Raw genomic sequence first — 16,464 nt, forward strand, 5'->3', positions numbered from 1 at the left:
AACTGATCGTCAGTTCCCCGGACTGGTAAGGCTTACTGCACTCAAGCAGATATGCAGAACATATGTTCGGATGCGGGTAGAATCGTGGCATGTCCGCAGGGGTGGGGACGCATCCGGCACTGGCGACCATCGCCAGTGCTGTCGAGGACGTCCGCAAGGTCGCGGCGATGCTCACCGCGGACGAGGTGTGGACCTTCACCGACGCCGATCTGGAACTGATGGTCCGCGCGCAGGCGGAGCTGGACTCCGCGGTTGCCGCGGTGGGGGTGCGGGCGGTCCGGGAGGCCGACGTGCGCGGGCTGTCGCTGGCGGACGGGAAGGTCTCGACCGCGGTGTGGCTGGGGCAGAAACTGGATCTGCACCCGGCCGAGGCGCGGCAACGGGTCAAGGACGCCGACATCCTGTCCCGCAAGGGGAACGCCACCGTCGAGGCGCGCGCCTCCGGGGAGCTGAACCGGGACCAGGCCCGCGCGGTGGCGCGGAGTCTGCGCAAGATCGAGCCCGTCGGCTCCGCCTCTGAGCTCGCCGACGCCGAGGCGTTCTTGTTGGCCAAGGCTCGCGGTGCCGACCCGAGCGCGATCCTGCGGCTGGGCCGCCACATCGAAGAGGTCCTCGACGAGGACGGCAAGCCCCCGGCACCGGACCCGGACGACCCCAACGGCGACGCCCCGGCGGAGTCCAAGCGGGCGCGCCGGGCCCAGCGGCGACGGTCCCTGACCATCACCGACCTGGGCAACGGGCTGCACCGCATCCGCGGGGAACTGACCGACGAGGTCGCCGCCCTCGTGAAGGCCGCGCTCGACCCCCTCGCCGCGCCGCGGCCGGCCGTCAACGGCCAGCGCGACGAACGCTCCGCCCCGCAACGCCGCCACGACGCGCTCGCCGACGTGTTCCGCCAGTTCCTGCGCTTCGGCGACCTGCCCGCCTCCCACGGCGTCCGCCCGCACCTGCATGTCACCGCGAGCGTGGAGACCATGGCCGGCGACACCGGTCACCCCTTCGCGCGCACCGCGACCGGGGAAGACCTCGACATCCCCACCCTGCAGCGGCTCGCGTGCGATGCCGGGATCACCCCGATCGTGGCGAACACCCTCGGGGTGCCGCTCGCGATGGGCCGCGAGGTCCGCACCGCCACCCCCGCCCAATGGGCGGCATTAGTGGCCAGGGACATCGGGTGCATCGGCGTTGGGTGTACGCGCCCCGCCGCGTGGTGTGAAGCCCACAGTGAGGATGAGCGGGCCGATCTCGCGGCGACGATCTGACCTGAGCCAAATGTGACGCCCGCACCGGGGCTGTCTTTGAAATCCCGCTGTCGGACGGGACTGCGAGAGAGGCTATTCGGTGCCGCCTCGAGGGCTCGGTCTGACTCCGAGGCTCATTGACGCCGTTGGCTGTCCACATGTGGAACGGTCGGCTGGGTCTTCGGGGCGGTGCTGTGACGTCACCGCCGAGCCGGACGTGACTTGATAGGAGCTTGCAGCACCAAGCCCCTCACTGTGCTGTCCGCCCGACCCGGTCGGTGACGTGCCACCCAACCCGATCGAGAAGGACGGCGAGTCCAGCATGACCACCAACGCGCTTGCCCGCCAAGTCATCGGCGGCATCGACCCGCGCCGGACATCTGGCCTCGCCGTGCGCCAGGAGCAATGCCAGTCCGTACACCTGCTCGTGGCAGGCTGACCGCCGTGGCTGAACTGATGGTGCTGGACGCGGCGTCGATGTACTTCCGGGCGTTCTTCGGGGTCCCGGACTCCGTGCGGGCGCCGGACGGGACGCCGGTCAACGCTGTCCGCGGCTTCCTGGACTTCATCGCGCACCTGACGAAGCTGCGCCGGCCCACGCACCTCGTCGCCTGCATGGACTACGACTGGCGACCGGCGTTCCGGGTCGAGGCGATCCCGTCCTACAAGGCCCATCGGGTGGCCGTCCCGGCGACGACCAGCGCGCCCGCCGAGGAGGAGGTCCCGGACGACCTCGAGGTCCAGGTCCCGATCATCACCGACGTCCTTGACGCGATCGGGATCGTCCACCTCGGCGTCGAGGGCCACGAGGCTGACGACGTCATCGGCACCCTCGCGACCCGCGCCCACGGCCCGGTCGACGTGGTCACCGGCGACCGGGACCTGTTCCAGCTCGTCGACGACGAGCGCGCGGTGCGCGTCCTCTACATCGCGAAGGGCATCCGCAACCTGGAGATCGTCGACGAGGCGGCGGTGAGCAGGAAGTACGGCATCCCCGGCCGGTCCTACGCCGCGTTCGCGAGCCTGCGCGGGGACCCGAGCGACGGGCTGCCCGGCGTCCCCGGCGTCGGGGACAAGACCGCCGCCGCGCTGGTGTCCGCGCACGGCGACATCCCCGCGATCCTGGCCGCGGCCGAGGACCCGGGTTCGGCGATGTCCCCCGCGGTGCGCCGCAAGCTCCGCGACGCGGCGGCGTACCTCGCGGTCGCCCCGAAGGTCGTCGAGGTCGTCCGCGACCTGCCGGTGCCGGACGTCGACGCCACGCTCCCTGCCGTCCCGCGCGACCCGGAGGCGCTGCTGGCGCTCTCCGACCGCTGGGGCCTGGACAGCCCACTCAACCGACTGCTCGGCGCGCTGTCCGAGGTCGCCGAACGGTGATCTCCGCGGCATAGGATCGCGAGGACCTGAACCCAGACCGCAACGGAGCGCTCGATGCCGATCGTCATGCACGCGACCATGCCTGTGAAGCCGGAGATGCGGGAGCCGTTCCTGAACGCCATCCCGAAGCTCGTCGAGGCGAGCAACGCCGAAGAGGGCGTGCAGTTCTACCAGTGCTACGAGTCCCTCGCCGAACCGAACACCTTCGTGATGATCGAGGTGTACGCGGACAAGGCCGCGATGGACGCGCACCTGGCCAGCCCGCACTTCCAGCAGGCCGGCAAGGGCCTCGGGATGGTGCTCGCCGGCAAGCCGACCCTCACCTACTTCGAGGCCGGCGACCCGCAGAACCTCCCGATGTAACGACGAACCGGTCCGACACGGTGCGACGGTTCCTCGCCCCCCTGCTCCTGGCCGGCCTGCTCGCGGGCTGTGTGGACTCGGGGCCCGGGGCCGAGGACCGCACCCCCGTCGACCCGGCCGCGGTCCCGGCGACCGCGGCCGCGGTCGACGGCCCGGCACTGCGGGGCACGGTGCGCGACACCGCCGGCGGCACCGTCTCCGGCGCCCGCGTCACCGTGACCCTGCTGCGCAGCAAGTCCGAGCGCGCCTCGATCGGCATCGGGGCCGCCTTCAGCCTCGGTCTGAGCTGCTTCGCCGACAAGCGCGGCTGCCGCGCCCCGACGGCGGAGGGCCTCAGTGCGCGCGACGGCACGTTCGCCGTCGGCATGCCGAAGAACAACGGGGACCCGCCCGTCGCGGTGGCGCTCTCGGTCGTCGCGCCCGTGGGCGACTCCGGTGAGAACCGCGTCGGCACGACCGTGACGCTGCCCGCTCGCACGGCCGAGGGCGGCACGTTCGACGTCCCGGTCGCGTCGGAGCCGCTGAAGCTCACGCGCAACCGCCAGGGCAGTCGACCCGGTCCCGAGTTGCGCGTGGAGATGCCGTCGACGAGCAAGGCCAAGGCGAGCGGCCCGATCTCGGTGACGGTCACTCAGTTGCCCGCGGAGGGCGACGTCTCCGCCGCGACGGCCGACTTCACCGAGACCCCGGTCTCGCTGCCCTTCGACCTGCGCCTCGCCGAGGACAGCCGACTGCTCGTCGCGGCCCACCGGGAGGGGAAGCTCGGCAACCGCCCGGTCACCCTCTCGGCCACGAGTGTGCTGGCCGGCACCGAGGTCCCCGCGTCCCGCGGTGCGGCGTGCCGGGTGACCGACAGTCGCGGCAAGCCGCTGGCCCAGGAGACCTGCGGGCTCACCGACGGGCGCCTCGGCAGCCCGTGGGACCCCGTCGACGACCCGCGCTGCGCCGACGGCCCGTGCCCAGGCACGGCCCAGCACGACCACCGCGACATCTACGTGACGCTGGACCGGGCGATCCCGGCGACCCTGCTGGTGGTCCGGGGATGTGGCTTCACCTGCACCGTCGAGGTGTCGGCCGACGGCCGCACCTGGCGCGAGCTGCCCGCCCCGGGCGGCGCGGGCACCGACGGCTTCTACGTGCAGAAGCTCTCCGGGGCCGCCGTGAAGGTGGTCCACGTCCGCACCGCCACCGGCGGGTTCTTCACCAAGCTGCGCGAGGTCAGTGTCTTCCGCTGAGGCCTGTTGCTCTCCGGGTCTGTCGCCTAGATTGTTTACGACTTGACCTTTTCCGTGGGTCCCGCACAACGCGACGAGGAGAGCCATGCCCCTGCCGATGAGCGTCGACGAGGTCGATTCCTGGCTGCGGGAGGTGCTGGGCGTCGAGAAGGTCGAGCAGACCGGGATCGTCTGGGGCACCGCGACCAAGGTGCTCGTCGAGGTCACGCACCCGGACGGCAGCACGGCGCGCCTGTGCGTGAAGGGCGGGTTCCGGCCGGAGCTGCTGGCGATCATGTCCGCCGGCTACCAGGCCGAGGCCCTGTTCTACCGGGACGTCGCCCCGCAGCTCGAGGCGGGCATCCCGCGCTGCCACCACGCTGCCGTCGAGGGGCAGCAGGGCATCGTGATCCTCGACGACGTGATCGCCGCCGGCGCGCGCATCAACGACCCCCGTGTTCCCATGACGGTGGATCAGGTTTCCGACGGGCTCGTGGCGATGGCGGCCTGGCACCGGCGCGGCGACCTGCAGCTCGACTGGATGCCGCCGTTCCCGTACTACCGCCCGATCGTCGACAGCCTGTTCGCCCCGGAGCACTGGGACGCCTACATCGGGCAGACCACCGCGGGGCCCGTACTCGAGGTCTTCGCCGAGCGCGAGCAGATCGCCGCGGCGTACCAGCGGCTCTGGGCCGCACAGGACGCGCGGCCGGCCACCTTCGTCCACGGCGACGCCAATCCGACGAACGTCTACTTCGGCGCCGACGGCTCGACGCGTTTCCTCGACTGGCAGTTCGCCTGCCGCACCGACGCCTACCAGGACGTCGCGTGCTTCCTCGTCGGCTCACTGAGCATCGAGGACCGCCGCGCGCACGAGCAGGCCCTGCTGCACGAGTACCTCGCGGCCCGGGGCGAGGGCGCCGAGAGCTTCGACGACGCCTGGAGCGGGTACCGGACCAACGCCGTCTACGGCGCGGTCTACTGCCTCACCCCCGAGGAGATGCAGCCCGCGACCGTCCGCGCTCCCCTGGCCGACCGCTACGCCCAGGCCGCCCTCGACCTCGAGACGCTGAACCTCCTCGCCGGCTGACCTCGCCCGCCGACCTCGCCCGCTGACCTCGCCCGCTGACCTCGCCCGCTGTCAAGAAAGGGTGACACCCCTTACTGCGCAGTAAGGGGTGTCACCCTTTTCTCACAGCGGGGGCGGGGGTCAGGTGACGGAGGAGTAGGCGACGACGCCGCGGCGGACGGAGTCGATGGCGGCGTCGGCGGTGGCGCGGAGCTCGGGGTCGGCCGCGTTCGCGATCTGGCCGAGCAGGTCGATGACTTGCTTGCACCAGCGGACGAAGTCGCCGGCGGTGAGGTCGGCGTCGCGGAGGACGGTCTCGAGCGGTCGGCCGTTCGCCCAGCGGTACGTCGCCCAGACGAAGCCGAGGTCGGGCTCGCGGAGGAAGTCGAGGCGGTGCCGCCGCTCGACCTGCTCCAGGTCCCCCCAGAGCCGCACCATCTCGGCGAGGGTCTCCCGGACCGGGCCGTCGGGCAGCCGCGGCGGACCGGCGTCCTCGGAGCTGCGCGACTCGTAGGCGAGCGCGGACACGACAGCGGCCAGCTCCGCGTGGTTCAGGCCGTTCCACAGGCCCTGCCGGAGGCACTCGGCGGCCAGCAGGTCCAGCTCGGTGTAGAGCCGCTTGAGCCGCTCGCCGGCCGGCGTCACGCGGTCGCCGGCGAGGTACTCCAGGTCGGTCAGCACGCCGCAGACGCGGTCGAACGTGCGGGCCACGGTCGCGGTGCGCCCCGCGACGCGGGCGCGCAGCTTGTCGGTGTCGGCGGCGAGCCGCTTGTGCCGCGCGGCCCAGCGGGCGTGGTCCTCGCGCTCGGGGCAGGCGTGGCACGGGTGCGCGCGGATCGCCGCCCGCAGGCGCGCGATCTCGGCGTCCTCGTTCGCGGCGGACGGGCCGCGACTGCGACGGGCGTACGAGCGGTGCGTCGGACCGTCGGCGTAGGGCCGCAGGGTGGACGCGAGGTCGCGCCGCGACTGCGGCGAGCGCGGGTTGAACGACTTCGGGACCTTGACCCGGTCCAGCGGCTCGACCGGCACCGGGAAGTCCGCCAGCGCCAGGCGGCGGTACTGCCGGTCGGCGGTGACCACCGCGGGCCGCGGGTCCTCCTCGCTCGGCGACACCCCGGGGTCGATGACGACGGCGACGCCGGCGAACCGGCCGCGCGGCACGACGATCACGTCGCCCCGCTTGAGCTTCTCCAGCGACGCGGCCGCCTCGGCGCGCCGGTCGCCGGACCGCTGCCGGGACATCTCCTTCTCGCGGGCGGTCAGGGCCTCGCGCAGGCCGTGGTACTCGGCGAAGTCACCGAGGTGGCATGTCATCGCCTCGGCGTAGCCGGCGAGGCCTTCGTCCTGCTTGCGCACCTGGGCGGCGAGGCTGACCACCGACCGGTCGGCCTGGAACTGGGCGAAGGAGGTCTCGAGCAGAGCGCGGGCGCGCTCGCGGCCCATCTGCCCGACGAGGTTGATCGCCATGTTGTAGCTGGGCCGGAAGCTCGAGCGCAGCGGATACGTACGGGTCGAGGCGAGGCCGGCGACCACGATCGGGTCGAGGTGCGGGTTCCACAGGACGACGGCGTGACCCTCGATGTCGATGCCGCGCCGGCCGGCCCGGCCGGTGAGCTGGGTGTACTCCCCCGGTGTCACGTCGGCGTGGGTCTCGCCGTTCCACTTGACCAGCTTCTCCAGCACGACCGACCGCGCCGGCATGTTGATGCCGAGTGCGAGGGTCTCGGTGGCGAAGACGGCCTTCACGAGCCCCTTCACGAACAACGTCTCGACGACCTCGCGGAACGCCGGCAGCATCCCGGCGTGGTGGGCGGCGATGCCGCGCTCGAGACCGTCCCGCCAGCCCTCGTAGCCGAGGACGACGAGGTCGGCCTCCGGGATCGAGGACGTCGCGGCGTCGACGATCGTGCGGACCTGACGCCGTTCCTCGGTGTTGTTCAGCCGCAGCCCGGCGCGCAGGCACTGCTCCACCGCGGCGTCGCAGCCGGCCCGGCTGAAGATGAACGTGATCGCGGGCAGCAGGGCCTCGCGGTCGAGCCGGACGATCACCTCGGCACGGCTGGGCGTGTAGACCCCGGAGCGCTGGCGCTGCCCACCGCGGGGGCCGCCGCGCCCGCCCCCGCGCCGCCGGTCGCCGGGCCGTCCTCCGCTCCGCACAATCCGGAGCAGCTCGGGGTTCACCTTCTGGTGGTCGTCGTCGACGAACAGGTCGGAGATCGAGTCGCCGACCATCACGTGCTGCCACAGCGGCACCGGACGGTGCTCGGAGACGATCACCTCGGTGTGCCCGCGGACCGTCTGCAGCCACTCGCCGAACTCCTCCGCGTTGGACACGGTGGCCGAGAGCGAGACGAGCGTGACCGACTCCGGGAGGTGGATGATCACTTCCTCCCAGGCCGCGCCGCGGAAGGGGTCGGCGAGGTAGTGGACCTCGTCCATCACCACGAATTCGAGCCCACGCAGGGTCGAGGACCCGGCGTAGAGCATGTTGCGCAGCACCTCGGTGGTCATGACGACCACCGGAGCCTCGGAGTTGATCGAGTTGTCGCCGGTCAGCAGACCGACGTTCTCCGAGCCGTGGCGGCGCACCAGGTCCGCGTACTTCTGGTTCGACAGCGCCTTGATCGGCGTCGTGTAGAAGCACTTGTTCCCGCGCGAGAGCGCGAGGTGGACCGCGAACTCCCCGACCAGGGTCTTGCCGGCCCCGGTCGGGGCGGCGACGAGAACACCGGCCCCGCCTTCCAACGCGACACAGGCCTCGCGTTGGAAGGCGTCGAACGGGAACGGGAAGCCCGCCGCGAAGGCGGAAAGTTCACTCACGCAACCACCGTAGGCGGCGCTCCGGCCGGCCTTCGTCCTGCCTGAGTCAGGGCAGGTCCTCGTGGTCACCGGTCAGCTCGGCCATCTGACGGTTCTTCCGCCGGTCGAGGATCGCGGTGATGATGATGGCGACGCCGTAGAGCAACGCCACCGGCGTCATCAGCGCGAGCATCGAGTACGGGTCGGGGGTCGGCGTCGCGATCGCGGCGAACACGGCGATCCCGAAGATCATCTGCCGCCACCAGGAGCGGATCTGCTTCGAGGTGACGATGCCGGCGATGTTCATGACGACGAGCACCAGCGGCAGCTCGAACGCGACCCCGAACACGATCAGGAACCGCAGGACGAAGTCGATGTACTCGTTGAGCGGGACCAGGTTGCCGATGTCGCCCGGGGCGAAGCCCAGCAGGATCTTCACCGCGACCGGCAGCATGACGTAGGCCAGGGTCGCGCCGGCGGCGAACAGCGGGCCGCCGAAGCCGGCGAAGATGTACGCCCACTTCTTCTCGCGGCGGTGCAGACCGGGCGCGAGGAAGGCCCACAGCTGCCACAGCCACAACGGCGACGTGACGATGAGACCGCCATACAGCGCAACCTTCAGCTGCAGGGACAGCGGGCCGATGACGCCCGTGACCACCAGTGCGCCGCACTCGCCGTCGCGGACGCCGTTGGCGCCGGACTCGCAGATCGGCGTGATGAGAGCTTCGACGATCTGTTCGTAGAAGATGAAGCAGACAATGCTGCCCAGGACCATGGCGATGACAGCGCGGATCAGCCGGGTCCGGAGTTCACGAAGGTGATCCAGAAGGGGCATGCGCCCTTCCGGGTTGGGAGCCGGGCGTCCGCGGTGCCTCGGGCCGGTGGTGGAGGTCACCGCTGTGGGGGGTGCCGGAGTGCCGGGCTACTCAGAGCTCGGTGCGGTTCGGCTCGTCCGACCGCGTCGACGGCGGCGGCGCCGCGTCATCGTTGGAGGTGACCTCGCGGGGCGCTTCCTTCTTCTCGTCGTCGTCGCTGATCGTCTTCTTGAAGATCTTCAGGGACTGACCGACCGACTTCGCCGTCTCGGGAAGGCGCTTCGCACCGAACAGCAGGACGACGATCACGAGGATCAACGTCAGTTCCAGCGGGCCAAGGTTGCCCATGTGTCGGCTCTCCAAGTTCGGGGACGCGTACCTGTACCTGAGAGTACTCCTCAGACGCCGGGCTGGAGAGAAGTCCGAAATGTCTCCCCATCGAACGGTCGGATATTTAGCCGACCGGCCAATCAGCCACGACGAGTGGGACTCGCAGGACGCAGATGCTAATCGCGGCGCGTGGGCAGACGCTGCGCCGCCACGTCCAACTGGGTGCTCGCGTCGGCCAGCTCGTCGGCGACCCGCCCGACCTCACGGCCGAGCTCCTTCACCAGGCGCCACAGGCGCAGGGTGGGCACGACGAGCACCAACAGACCCAGGACGCCACAGACGACCCAGACAGCGACCAGCATCCGGGCAGGCTAGCCGACGGCCGGCCGACCGTCAGCCGACGGTCCGCACCGCGGGCACCCGGCGGGCCAGCAGGGCCCCGGCGACGTCCTTGGTCGCCTCGCGACGCACCCGTTGGCCGCAGTCCGGGCAGGCGAACGTGTAGTAGGAGGCCCCGGGGGCGCTCACGACCACCAGGCGCACGTCCCGCGGCGGCACGCGGACGTGGCCGCAGTCCGGGCAGGTGACCTTGAGCGGGGCCGGCGGGGCCGGCTTCTCCGGCTCGATCACGCTGCACCTCCACCCGCCGCGTAGTGCTCCAGTGCCGCCGCCGCGGTGGCGCGCACGCGGTCGGCGAGCTCCGGCGGGTCCACCAGTGTCGCGGACGGGCCGAGCCGCATGGCGAGGCGGACCATCCACTCCGGATCCCCGCTGCGCAGGCGCACGTAGCGGCGGCCGTCCGGGAGCTCGGTGACCTCGTCACACGGGTAGTACTCGGTCACCCAGAGCGCCTCGCGCTCCAGCTCCAGGCCGGCGACGGTGTCGTTCGGCGACGGCGAGAACAGGCCCGAGTCGAGGTCGTGGGCGACGGCGTCGGCCGGAACCTCCGCGGGGACGTCGAGCACCTCGAGCGCGACGACGCGGTCGAGCCGGAACAGCCGGACGTCCTCCGCCCGGTGGCACCAGCCCTCCAGGTAGGTCCGGCCGTCGACCAGCGCCAGACGCATGGGGTCGACGTCGCGCTCGGTGGTCTCGTCACGGCCGGGGACGTAGTAGCGCAGGTGCAGGCGCCGCTGCTCGGCGAGCGCGCGCCGGGCGTCGGCGAGGACGCGCTCGTCCGGCTGCGGCCCGACGTCGACACCGACCTTCTCGTCGGCCTTGCCGGCGGCCGCCCCGGCGACCTCCTGCAGCTTCGCCATGGCCTTGTCGAGCGCGACGCGGTCGTGCGTGCCGGGCAGGGCCGCGAGCAGGCGCAGCCCGACCAGCAGCGTCGCGACCTCCTCCGGGCCGAGGCGCAGCGGCCGGGCGATCGTGTCGGCGTTGCCCAGGTAGACCAGCCCGTCCTCCCAGTCGGCCTCGATGAGGTCGTCGGGCAGGTGCCCGGGCAGGCCGCACACGAAGAGCAGCAGCAGGTCCTTCTCGAGCTGATGGACGGTGATGCCGGCGTCCCGCGCGGCCTGCTCCATCGGGATGCCCTGCCGGTTCAGCAGGTACGGCACGAGGGCGAGCAGGCGCGACAGCCGCTCCGAGGCTCCCTGGCTCACGCGACACCCGCCAGGGCACGCAGCCGGGCCACGACGCCGTCGCGCACCTCGTCCGGACCGTCCACGACCACCGCGGCGCCGTACGAGACCAGCTCCTCGACGAGGGTCTCGGCGCTGGTGAACTCGACGTGCAGGGTGTCCCACTCGCCCCCGGTCTCGGCGGCGAGGGCGATCGAGCCGGCCCGGGAGCGCAGGCCGTAGGCCGACCCGGGCCGGGCCCGGACGACCGCGGTCTCCCGCGGGGCGGCGGGCATCATCCGGCGCAGCTCCTCGCGGATGTCGACCTCGGGCGGCTTGACGACCGAGCCGGGCGCGCCGGTGACCTTGATCGGGCCGGTGATCCGCGAGAGCCGGAACACCCGGGAGGCCTGCCGGTCGACGTCGAAGCCGACCAGGTACCACTTGCCGTTGCGCACCCCGAGGCCCCACGGCTCGACGCGGCGCCGAGCCGGGGTGTCCGACGGCGGGGTCCGGTAGTCGAAGCTGACCGGCCGGCCCTCGAAGGAGGCCGACCAGAGCGGCTGCAGGGCGGGGTCGTCGCCGACGCGCGGCTCGAGGCCGGCCATCGCCGTCTCGTCGGGGTCGACACCGGCGGCGCGCAGTTTCAGCAGCGCCGTTCCGGCCGCGTGGGAGAGCGACGCCTGGCGCCAGGCGCGGGCCGCGAGACCGAGGACCGCGAGCTCCTCCGGCGTGAACGTGACCTCGGGCAGGGCGTAGGCGCCGCGGTCGATCCGATAGCCGACCTCGTCGCCGAACAGCGCCTCGTGCGTGCCGGTCTCCAGCGGGATCCCGAGCTCGCGCAGCTCGTCCTTGTCCCGCTCGAACATGCGCTCAAAGGCCTCGACGGTGGGGCACTCCGCGTACGCGGTCACCGCCGCGCGGATCTGCTCCTTGGTGAGGAACCGACGCGCGGCCAGCAGGCAGATCGTCAGGTTGAGCAGGCGCTCGGTGCGCTTCGCCGACATGGTCGCGTCCTCCTCCCGGATCAATCCCGGATCGATCCCGGACCGGTCCCGGATCGGTCCCGGATCGCTGAACGGTACCCGGCGGGGAGAACCGGTCGGCGGACCCACGCCTGTACCGTTCCGGGCGTGATCCACTGGCGGCGGGCCCGTGTGCACCGGGTGATCCGGGAGTGGCAGGGCGCGGTCGAACTCGAGGTCGCTCTCCTCCCCGCCGACGGTCGATCCGCGGGCGCCCCGGAGGACACCGGCACCCTGCGCGCGCTGGCCTATCCGGCACTCGTCGGTCGCCCCGAACCGGGCGACGAGGTGCTGCTCAACGCCGGTGCGCTGGTGCGCAACCTCGGCACCGGCGGGTACGCCCCGGTCGTCGCCGTGCCGGACCGGCTCCCCCCGGATCCCGGGGCGGACGGCCACCTCGTGAAGGCGCGGTACACCCCACTGCAGGCACTCGTGGCGGGCGCGGACGAGCAGGGCTCGGCGCACCACGACGTCCTGCGGGACGCGGACTCCCTCGCCGGGATGCCGGTCGTCACCGCGGACCTGCACTCCGCGCTGCCGGCGATCTGCGTTGCGGCCGCCGCGGACCGGCCGGGCGTGCGGATCGCCTTCGTCATGACCGACGGCGGCGCCCTGCCGGCCTGGTTCTCCCGCACCGTCGACGGACTGCGCCGGGCGGGCCTGCTCGTCGGGACGGTCACCACGGGGCAGTCCTTCGGCGGCGACCTGGAGTGCGTCTCGCTGCACTCGGGCCTGCTGGCCGCACGCCTCGTCCTCGACGCCGACATCGCCGTCGTCGCGCCCGGGCCCGGGAACCTGGGCACCGGCACACGCTGGGGCTTCTCCGGCGTCGCGGCGGGTGACGCCGTGAACGCCGCCGCCGTCCTGGGCGGCCGCCCCGTCGCGTCGCTGCGCGTCTCCGCCGCCGACCCGCGCGAGCGCCACCGCGGCGTCTCGCACCACAGCCTGACCGCCTACGGCCGCGTGGCCCTGGTGCCGGCGGACGTCCCCGTCCCGGACCTGCCCGGGGAGTTCGGGGACCGCGTCCGCGCCCAGTGCGCCGCCCTCGGTGAGCGGCACCGCCTGGTGCCGGTCGACCTCACCGGCCTGCCCGAGGCCCTGGCCGCGAGCCCGGTGGCCCTGTCCAGCATGGGCCGCGGGCTCGACGACGACCCGGCGTGCTTCCTCGCCGCGGCCGCCGCCGGCCGCTGGGCGGCCGGCCTGAGCGGTGAGGTCGACTAGGCCTTCGGCGGCGTGTTGTACGCGCCGAGGATGTCGACGACGAAGACGAGGGTGTCGGTGCCCTTGATGTCCGCGCCGGCGTTGCCCTCCTTGCCGTAGCCCAGGTTCGGCGGGATCACCAGCAGCACGCGGCTGCCGACCCGCTGGCCGGCCAGGCCCTTGACCCAGCCCTCGATGACGCCGGGCTCCCCGGTCTGCGGGTCGGTGCCGGCGACGCGGGCCGCGAACGGGCCGCGGTCGGGCTTCCAGGAACTGTCGAAGGTGACGCCGTTGCGCCAGATGACGCCCGTGTACTGGGCGACGATCTCCTGACCTTCCTGGACCTTCGCGCCCTTGCCGACGAGCAGCGGCTCGGCGACCAGGCCCTTGGGCGGGTCGTTCTTCGGGATCGTGATCTTCGGGTTCTTGCCCGCGGTGACCTTGGGCAGGTTCGCGGCCAGGCCGGTCTTCGGCGCGGTGCCGTCGATCAGGGCGTCCTTGGCGAACGCGTCGAGGATGTCGAAGACGAAGACCAGGCTGTCCGTGGGCTCGATGCCGATCTGCGGGTTGCCCTGCTCACCGAAGCCGTCGGCCGGCGGGGTCACCAGGACGACGCGGGAGCCGACCTTGACGCCCGGCAGCTTCTTCGCGACGCCGGGGACGATCTCGTCGATCGACGCGATCAGGACGCGCTTGGCCGAGAACGTGTCGACGTAGGGCGGGATCTCCTTGCCGTCCTTGCTCCAGACCTGGCTCTTGAGGTCCGCGACCAGCATGTCGCCGGCGCCGAGCGGACGGCCCTTGCCCTCGGTGAGCACCTGGAGCTCGGACTCCTTCGGCGGCGCCGTGTTCGAGGTGATCTCCGGGACGACGCCGACCTCCGCGCTGGAGACCGTCGGGAACGCGAACGGCTTGTCGTCGTCCCCGCCGCACGCGGCGGGCAGGGTCAGGGCGGTCAGGAGCGGGATCAGCATCAGAAGTCGGCGCACCCGCGAAGCCTAGGTGCGCGACCTTGGCGTCCCGTCAGGTGGTCGCCTTGCCGTAGACACCGAGGATGTCGATGACGAACACGAGGGTGTCCGTGCCCTTGATGCCGCCCTCGGGGTTACCGGCCTTGCCGTAGCCGTACTTCGGCGGGACGACGAGCAGGATCCGGGAGCCGACCCGCTCCCCCACGAGCGACTTGACCCAGCCCTCGATGACGCCCGACTCCCCGGTCTGGGGGTCGGACTTGGCGATCCGCGCCGCGAACGGGTGGCGACCCTTCTCCCAGGAGGAGTCGAAGACCTTCCCGTCGCGCCAGAGCACGCCGACGTACTGGGCGAGGATCGTCTCGCCCTCGGCGATCTTGGCGCCGGAGCCCTGCCGCAGCAGCCGCTCGACCAGGTCGGCCGGGGCGGCGCTCTTCGGCACCGTGATCCTCGGGTTCCGGTCGCCGGTCACGGTGGGCAGCGCGGGGTCCGGGGCGAGCGAGACCGGCTTGCCGGTGGCCATCGTCCCCGGTGCGACCGAGTCCAGCACGTCGAGCACGAACATCAGGGTGTCGTCGGGGAAGATCCCGACCCCGGAGTTGCCCTGGTCGCCGAAGCCGTCCGCGGGCGGGGCGACGATCAGGACGCGGGAGCCGACCTTCACCCCGGGCAGCACCTTCTCCCAGGCGGGAACGACGCTGTCGACCGGGCGGATCAGTGCCTGCCCGGTGCTGAAGGAGTTCACGAACGCCGGCAGGTCCACGCCGTCGGTGTCCCAGACCTGCCCCTTGACCCGGACGACCACGACGTCGTCGGGGCCGACCGGCCGGCCCTTTCCCTCGAACAGGACCTTGCTCTGGGTCGTGTCCGGGGGCGCCGTGCTGGAGACGATCTTCGGCTCCGCCCCCGGCTTGGTCTCGGAGACCGTCGGGAACGCGAACGGCGCCACCGACCGGGACGCATTCGGACCGCCGCCGTCCTCGTCCCCGCCGCCGCAGGCGGCCGGGAGCAGCAGAGCAGCGGCGAGCAGCAGGGTGGGAGCTCGGCGCACGGCCGCAGCCTAGTGATCGAGGCTGGGAGATTCCCGGTCTGACAGGCGGTTCGTACTGGGAGTCACATCGAGGCGATGAGCTTTTCCACCCGCTCGTCGGTGTGGCGGAACGGGTCCTTGCACAGCACGGTGCGCTGCGCCTGGTCGTTCAGCTTCAGATGCACCCAGTCGACGGTGAAGTCGCGCCGGCGCTCCTGCGCCTTGCGGATGAACTCCCCGCGCAGCCGCGCCCGGGTCGTCTGCGGCGGCACCGACTTGGCCTCGAAGATCGCCAGGTCGCGCGCGACGCGCTCGACGCTGCCCTTCTTCTCCAGCAGGTAGTACAGCCCGCGGTGCCGGTTGATGTCGTGGTACGCCAGGTCCAGCTGCGCGACGCGGGGCGCCGAGAGCGGCAGGTTGTTCTTGTTCCGGTACGCCTCGATCAGCTTGTACTTGATGATCCAGTCGATCTCGCGCTCGACGGGGCTGAGGTCGCCGGAGTCGATCGCGGACAGGGTCCGCTCCCACAGGTCGAGGACCTGCTTGACGACGCCGTCGTCGAGGCCGCGGCGGGCGGCGAAGTCGCGCGCCTTGCTCAGGTACTCCTCCTGGATCTCCAGGGCGGAGGCCTCCCGGCCGTTGGCGAGGCGCACCTTGCGGCGGCCCGTCATGTCGTGGCTGATCTCGCGGATCGCCCGGATCGGGTTCTCCAGCGTCAGGTCGCGCATGACGACCCCGGCCTCGATCATCCGCAGCACGAGGTCGGTGGAGCCGACCTTGAGCAGGGTCGTCGTCTCGCTCATGTTCGAGTCGCCGACGATGACGTGCAGGCGGCGGTAGCGCTCCGCGTCCGCGTGCGGCTCGTCGCGGGTGTTGATGATCGGGCGCGAGCGCGTGGTGGCGCTGCTGACGCCCTCCCAGATGTGCTCGGCCCGTTGGCTGACGCAGTAGACCGCACCGCGCGGGGTCTGGAGGACCTTGCCCGCGCCGCAGATCAGCTGCCGGCTCACCAGGAACGGGATGAGCACGTCCGCCAGCCGGGAGAACTCCCCGTGCCGCGCGACGAGGTAGTTCTCGTGGCAGCCGTAGGAGTTCCCGGCGGAGTCGGTGTTGTTCTTGAACAGGTAGACGTCGCCGGCGATGCCCTCCTCACGGAGGCGCCGCTCGGCGTCGACGAGCAGCCCCTCGAGGATCCGCTCCCCCGCCTTGTCGTGCGTGACCAGGTCGACGACCGAGTCACACTCCGGGGTCGCGTACTCCGGGTGGCTCCCGACGTCCAGGTACAGCCGGGCCCCGTTGCGGAGGAACACGTTCGAGCTGCGGCCCCACGAGACGACCCGGCGGAAGAGGTAACGCGCAACCTCGTCCGGGGAGAGGCGTCGCTGCCCCCGGAAGGTGCACGTGACGCCGTACTCGTTCTCGAGACCGAAGATGCGCCGATCCATGACCTGAGAGTACGGGCCCGGGC

15 protein-coding genes and 1 pseudogene are annotated in these 16,464 nt (G+C 71.9%); 6 read left to right on the forward strand and 10 right to left on the reverse strand.

Going from position 1 to position 16,464, the window contains the following annotated elements; all coding sequences use genetic code 11:
* Window positions 1-89: 89 nt before the first annotated feature.
* The 5 genes and pseudogenes from ABD401_RS13540 to ABD401_RS13560 form a co-directional block, all read left to right on the forward strand.
* Window positions 90-1,223 (forward strand): annotated as a pseudogene (locus ABD401_RS13540) (DUF222 domain-containing protein); the annotation flags it as partial.
* A 474-nt stretch (window positions 1,224-1,697) separates the two neighbouring features.
* Window positions 1,698-2,618: a 5'-3' exonuclease gene (locus tag ABD401_RS13545; protein ID WP_344605778.1), complete on the forward strand. Its 921-nt coding sequence runs from the start codon at window positions 1,698-1,700 to the stop codon at window positions 2,616-2,618.
* A gap of 54 nt (window positions 2,619-2,672) precedes the next feature.
* Window positions 2,673-2,981: a putative quinol monooxygenase gene (locus ABD401_RS13550; protein ID WP_344605546.1), complete on the forward strand. Its 309-nt coding sequence runs from the start codon at window positions 2,673-2,675 to the stop codon at window positions 2,979-2,981.
* A gap of 20 nt (window positions 2,982-3,001) precedes the next feature.
* Window positions 3,002-4,216: a hypothetical protein gene (locus ABD401_RS13555; RefSeq protein WP_344605548.1), complete on the forward strand. Its 1,215-nt coding sequence runs from the start codon at window positions 3,002-3,004 to the stop codon at window positions 4,214-4,216.
* Window positions 4,217-4,301: 85 nt separating this feature from the next.
* Window positions 4,302-5,285 carry a phosphotransferase gene (locus ABD401_RS13560; protein ID WP_344605550.1) on the forward strand — a complete coding sequence of 328 codons (984 nt, stop codon included), beginning with the start codon at window positions 4,302-4,304 and terminating at the stop codon, window positions 5,283-5,285.
* 120 nt (window positions 5,286-5,405) lie between these two features.
* On the opposite strand, the gene ABD401_RS13565 is transcribed toward ABD401_RS13560, so the two are convergent.
* The 7 genes from ABD401_RS13565 to ABD401_RS13595 all read right to left on the reverse strand — a co-directional run bounded on the left by ABD401_RS13565 (window position 5,406) and on the right by ABD401_RS13595 (window position 11,777).
* Window positions 5,406-8,084, reverse strand: a complete 2,679-nt coding sequence (locus tag ABD401_RS13565) for a DEAD/DEAH box helicase (protein WP_344605552.1) — start codon at window positions 8,082-8,084, stop codon at window positions 5,406-5,408.
* Between the two features lie 46 nt (window positions 8,085-8,130).
* Window positions 8,131-8,898, reverse strand: coding sequence for a twin-arginine translocase subunit TatC (gene tatC, locus ABD401_RS13570; protein ID WP_344605554.1), 768 nt, complete (start codon window positions 8,896-8,898; stop codon window positions 8,131-8,133).
* 91 nt (window positions 8,899-8,989) lie between these two features.
* Window positions 8,990-9,226 (reverse strand): twin-arginine translocase TatA/TatE family subunit, encoded by a 237-nt coding sequence (gene tatA / locus ABD401_RS13575; RefSeq protein WP_344605556.1) that lies wholly within the window; start codon window positions 9,224-9,226, stop codon window positions 8,990-8,992.
* 158 nt (window positions 9,227-9,384) lie between these two features.
* Entirely contained in the window at window positions 9,385-9,570 is a 186-nt protein-coding gene (locus tag ABD401_RS13580) for a hypothetical protein (protein WP_344605558.1), read from the reverse strand.
* A 31-nt stretch (window positions 9,571-9,601) separates the two neighbouring features.
* Window positions 9,602-9,838 (reverse strand): hypothetical protein, encoded by a 237-nt coding sequence (locus ABD401_RS13585; RefSeq protein ID WP_344605560.1) that lies wholly within the window; start codon window positions 9,836-9,838, stop codon window positions 9,602-9,604.
* A complete protein-coding gene (locus ABD401_RS13590; protein WP_344605561.1) occupies window positions 9,835-10,812 on the reverse strand; it encodes a helix-turn-helix transcriptional regulator in 978 nt (325 codons plus the stop codon). The genes ABD401_RS13585 and ABD401_RS13590 overlap by 4 nt, the downstream gene beginning before the upstream one ends.
* On the reverse strand, window positions 10,809-11,777 hold the full coding sequence (locus ABD401_RS13595; RefSeq protein ID WP_344605563.1) for a helix-turn-helix transcriptional regulator: 969 nt from the start codon (window positions 11,775-11,777) through the stop codon (window positions 10,809-10,811). Before ABD401_RS13595 ends, ABD401_RS13590 begins: the two co-directional genes overlap by 4 nt.
* Before the next feature lie 126 nt (window positions 11,778-11,903).
* Between ABD401_RS13595 and ABD401_RS13600 the strand changes: the two genes are divergently transcribed.
* A complete protein-coding gene (locus tag ABD401_RS13600) occupies window positions 11,904-13,016 on the forward strand; it encodes a DUF3866 family protein (RefSeq protein WP_344605565.1) in 1,113 nt (370 codons plus the stop codon).
* On the opposite strand, the gene ABD401_RS13605 is transcribed toward ABD401_RS13600, so the two are convergent.
* The 3 genes from ABD401_RS13605 to pafA all read right to left on the reverse strand — a co-directional run bounded on the left by ABD401_RS13605 (window position 13,013) and on the right by pafA (window position 16,441).
* Window positions 13,013-13,984 carry an FKBP-type peptidyl-prolyl cis-trans isomerase gene (locus tag ABD401_RS13605; RefSeq protein ID WP_344605567.1) on the reverse strand — a complete coding sequence of 324 codons (972 nt, stop codon included), beginning with the start codon at window positions 13,982-13,984 and terminating at the stop codon, window positions 13,013-13,015. The genes ABD401_RS13600 and ABD401_RS13605 overlap by 4 nt on opposite strands.
* 34 nt (window positions 13,985-14,018) lie before the next feature.
* Entirely contained in the window at window positions 14,019-15,017 is a 999-nt protein-coding gene (locus tag ABD401_RS13610; RefSeq protein ID WP_344605569.1) for an FKBP-type peptidyl-prolyl cis-trans isomerase, read from the reverse strand.
* A 62-nt stretch (window positions 15,018-15,079) separates the two neighbouring features.
* Window positions 15,080-16,441, reverse strand: a complete 1,362-nt coding sequence (gene pafA, locus ABD401_RS13615; RefSeq protein ID WP_344605571.1) for a Pup--protein ligase — start codon at window positions 16,439-16,441, stop codon at window positions 15,080-15,082.
* Window positions 16,442-16,464: the final 23 nt, after the last annotated feature.

This window comes from Sporichthya brevicatena (assembly GCF_039525035.1).
In the GTDB taxonomy this organism is placed as follows: Bacteria; Actinomycetota; Actinomycetes; order Sporichthyales; family Sporichthyaceae; genus Sporichthya; species Sporichthya brevicatena.

What these genes read in the sequence shown, in the direction of transcription:
- ABD401_RS13545 (WP_344605778.1), top strand. Translation starts at nt 1,698, where the DNA reads ATGGTGCTGGACGCGGCGTCGATGTACTTCCGGGCGTTCTTCGGGGTC.
- ABD401_RS13550 (WP_344605546.1), top strand. Translation starts at nt 2,673, where the DNA reads ATGCCGATCGTCATGCACGCGACCATGCCTGTGAAGCCGGAGATGCGG.
- ABD401_RS13560 (WP_344605550.1), top strand. Translation starts at nt 4,302, where the DNA reads ATGCCCCTGCCGATGAGCGTCGACGAGGTCGATTCCTGGCTGCGGGAG.
- tatC (WP_344605554.1), bottom strand. Translation starts at nt 8,898, where the DNA reads ATGCCCCTTCTGGATCACCTTCGTGAACTCCGGACCCGGCTGATCCGC.
- tatA (WP_344605556.1), bottom strand. Translation starts at nt 9,226, where the DNA reads ATGGGCAACCTTGGCCCGCTGGAACTGACGTTGATCCTCGTGATCGTC.
- ABD401_RS13580 (WP_344605558.1), bottom strand. Translation starts at nt 9,570, where the DNA reads ATGCTGGTCGCTGTCTGGGTCGTCTGTGGCGTCCTGGGTCTGTTGGTG.
- ABD401_RS13595 (WP_344605563.1), bottom strand. Translation starts at nt 11,777, where the DNA reads ATGTCGGCGAAGCGCACCGAGCGCCTGCTCAACCTGACGATCTGCCTG.
- pafA (WP_344605571.1), bottom strand. Translation starts at nt 16,441, where the DNA reads ATGGATCGGCGCATCTTCGGTCTCGAGAACGAGTACGGCGTCACGTGC.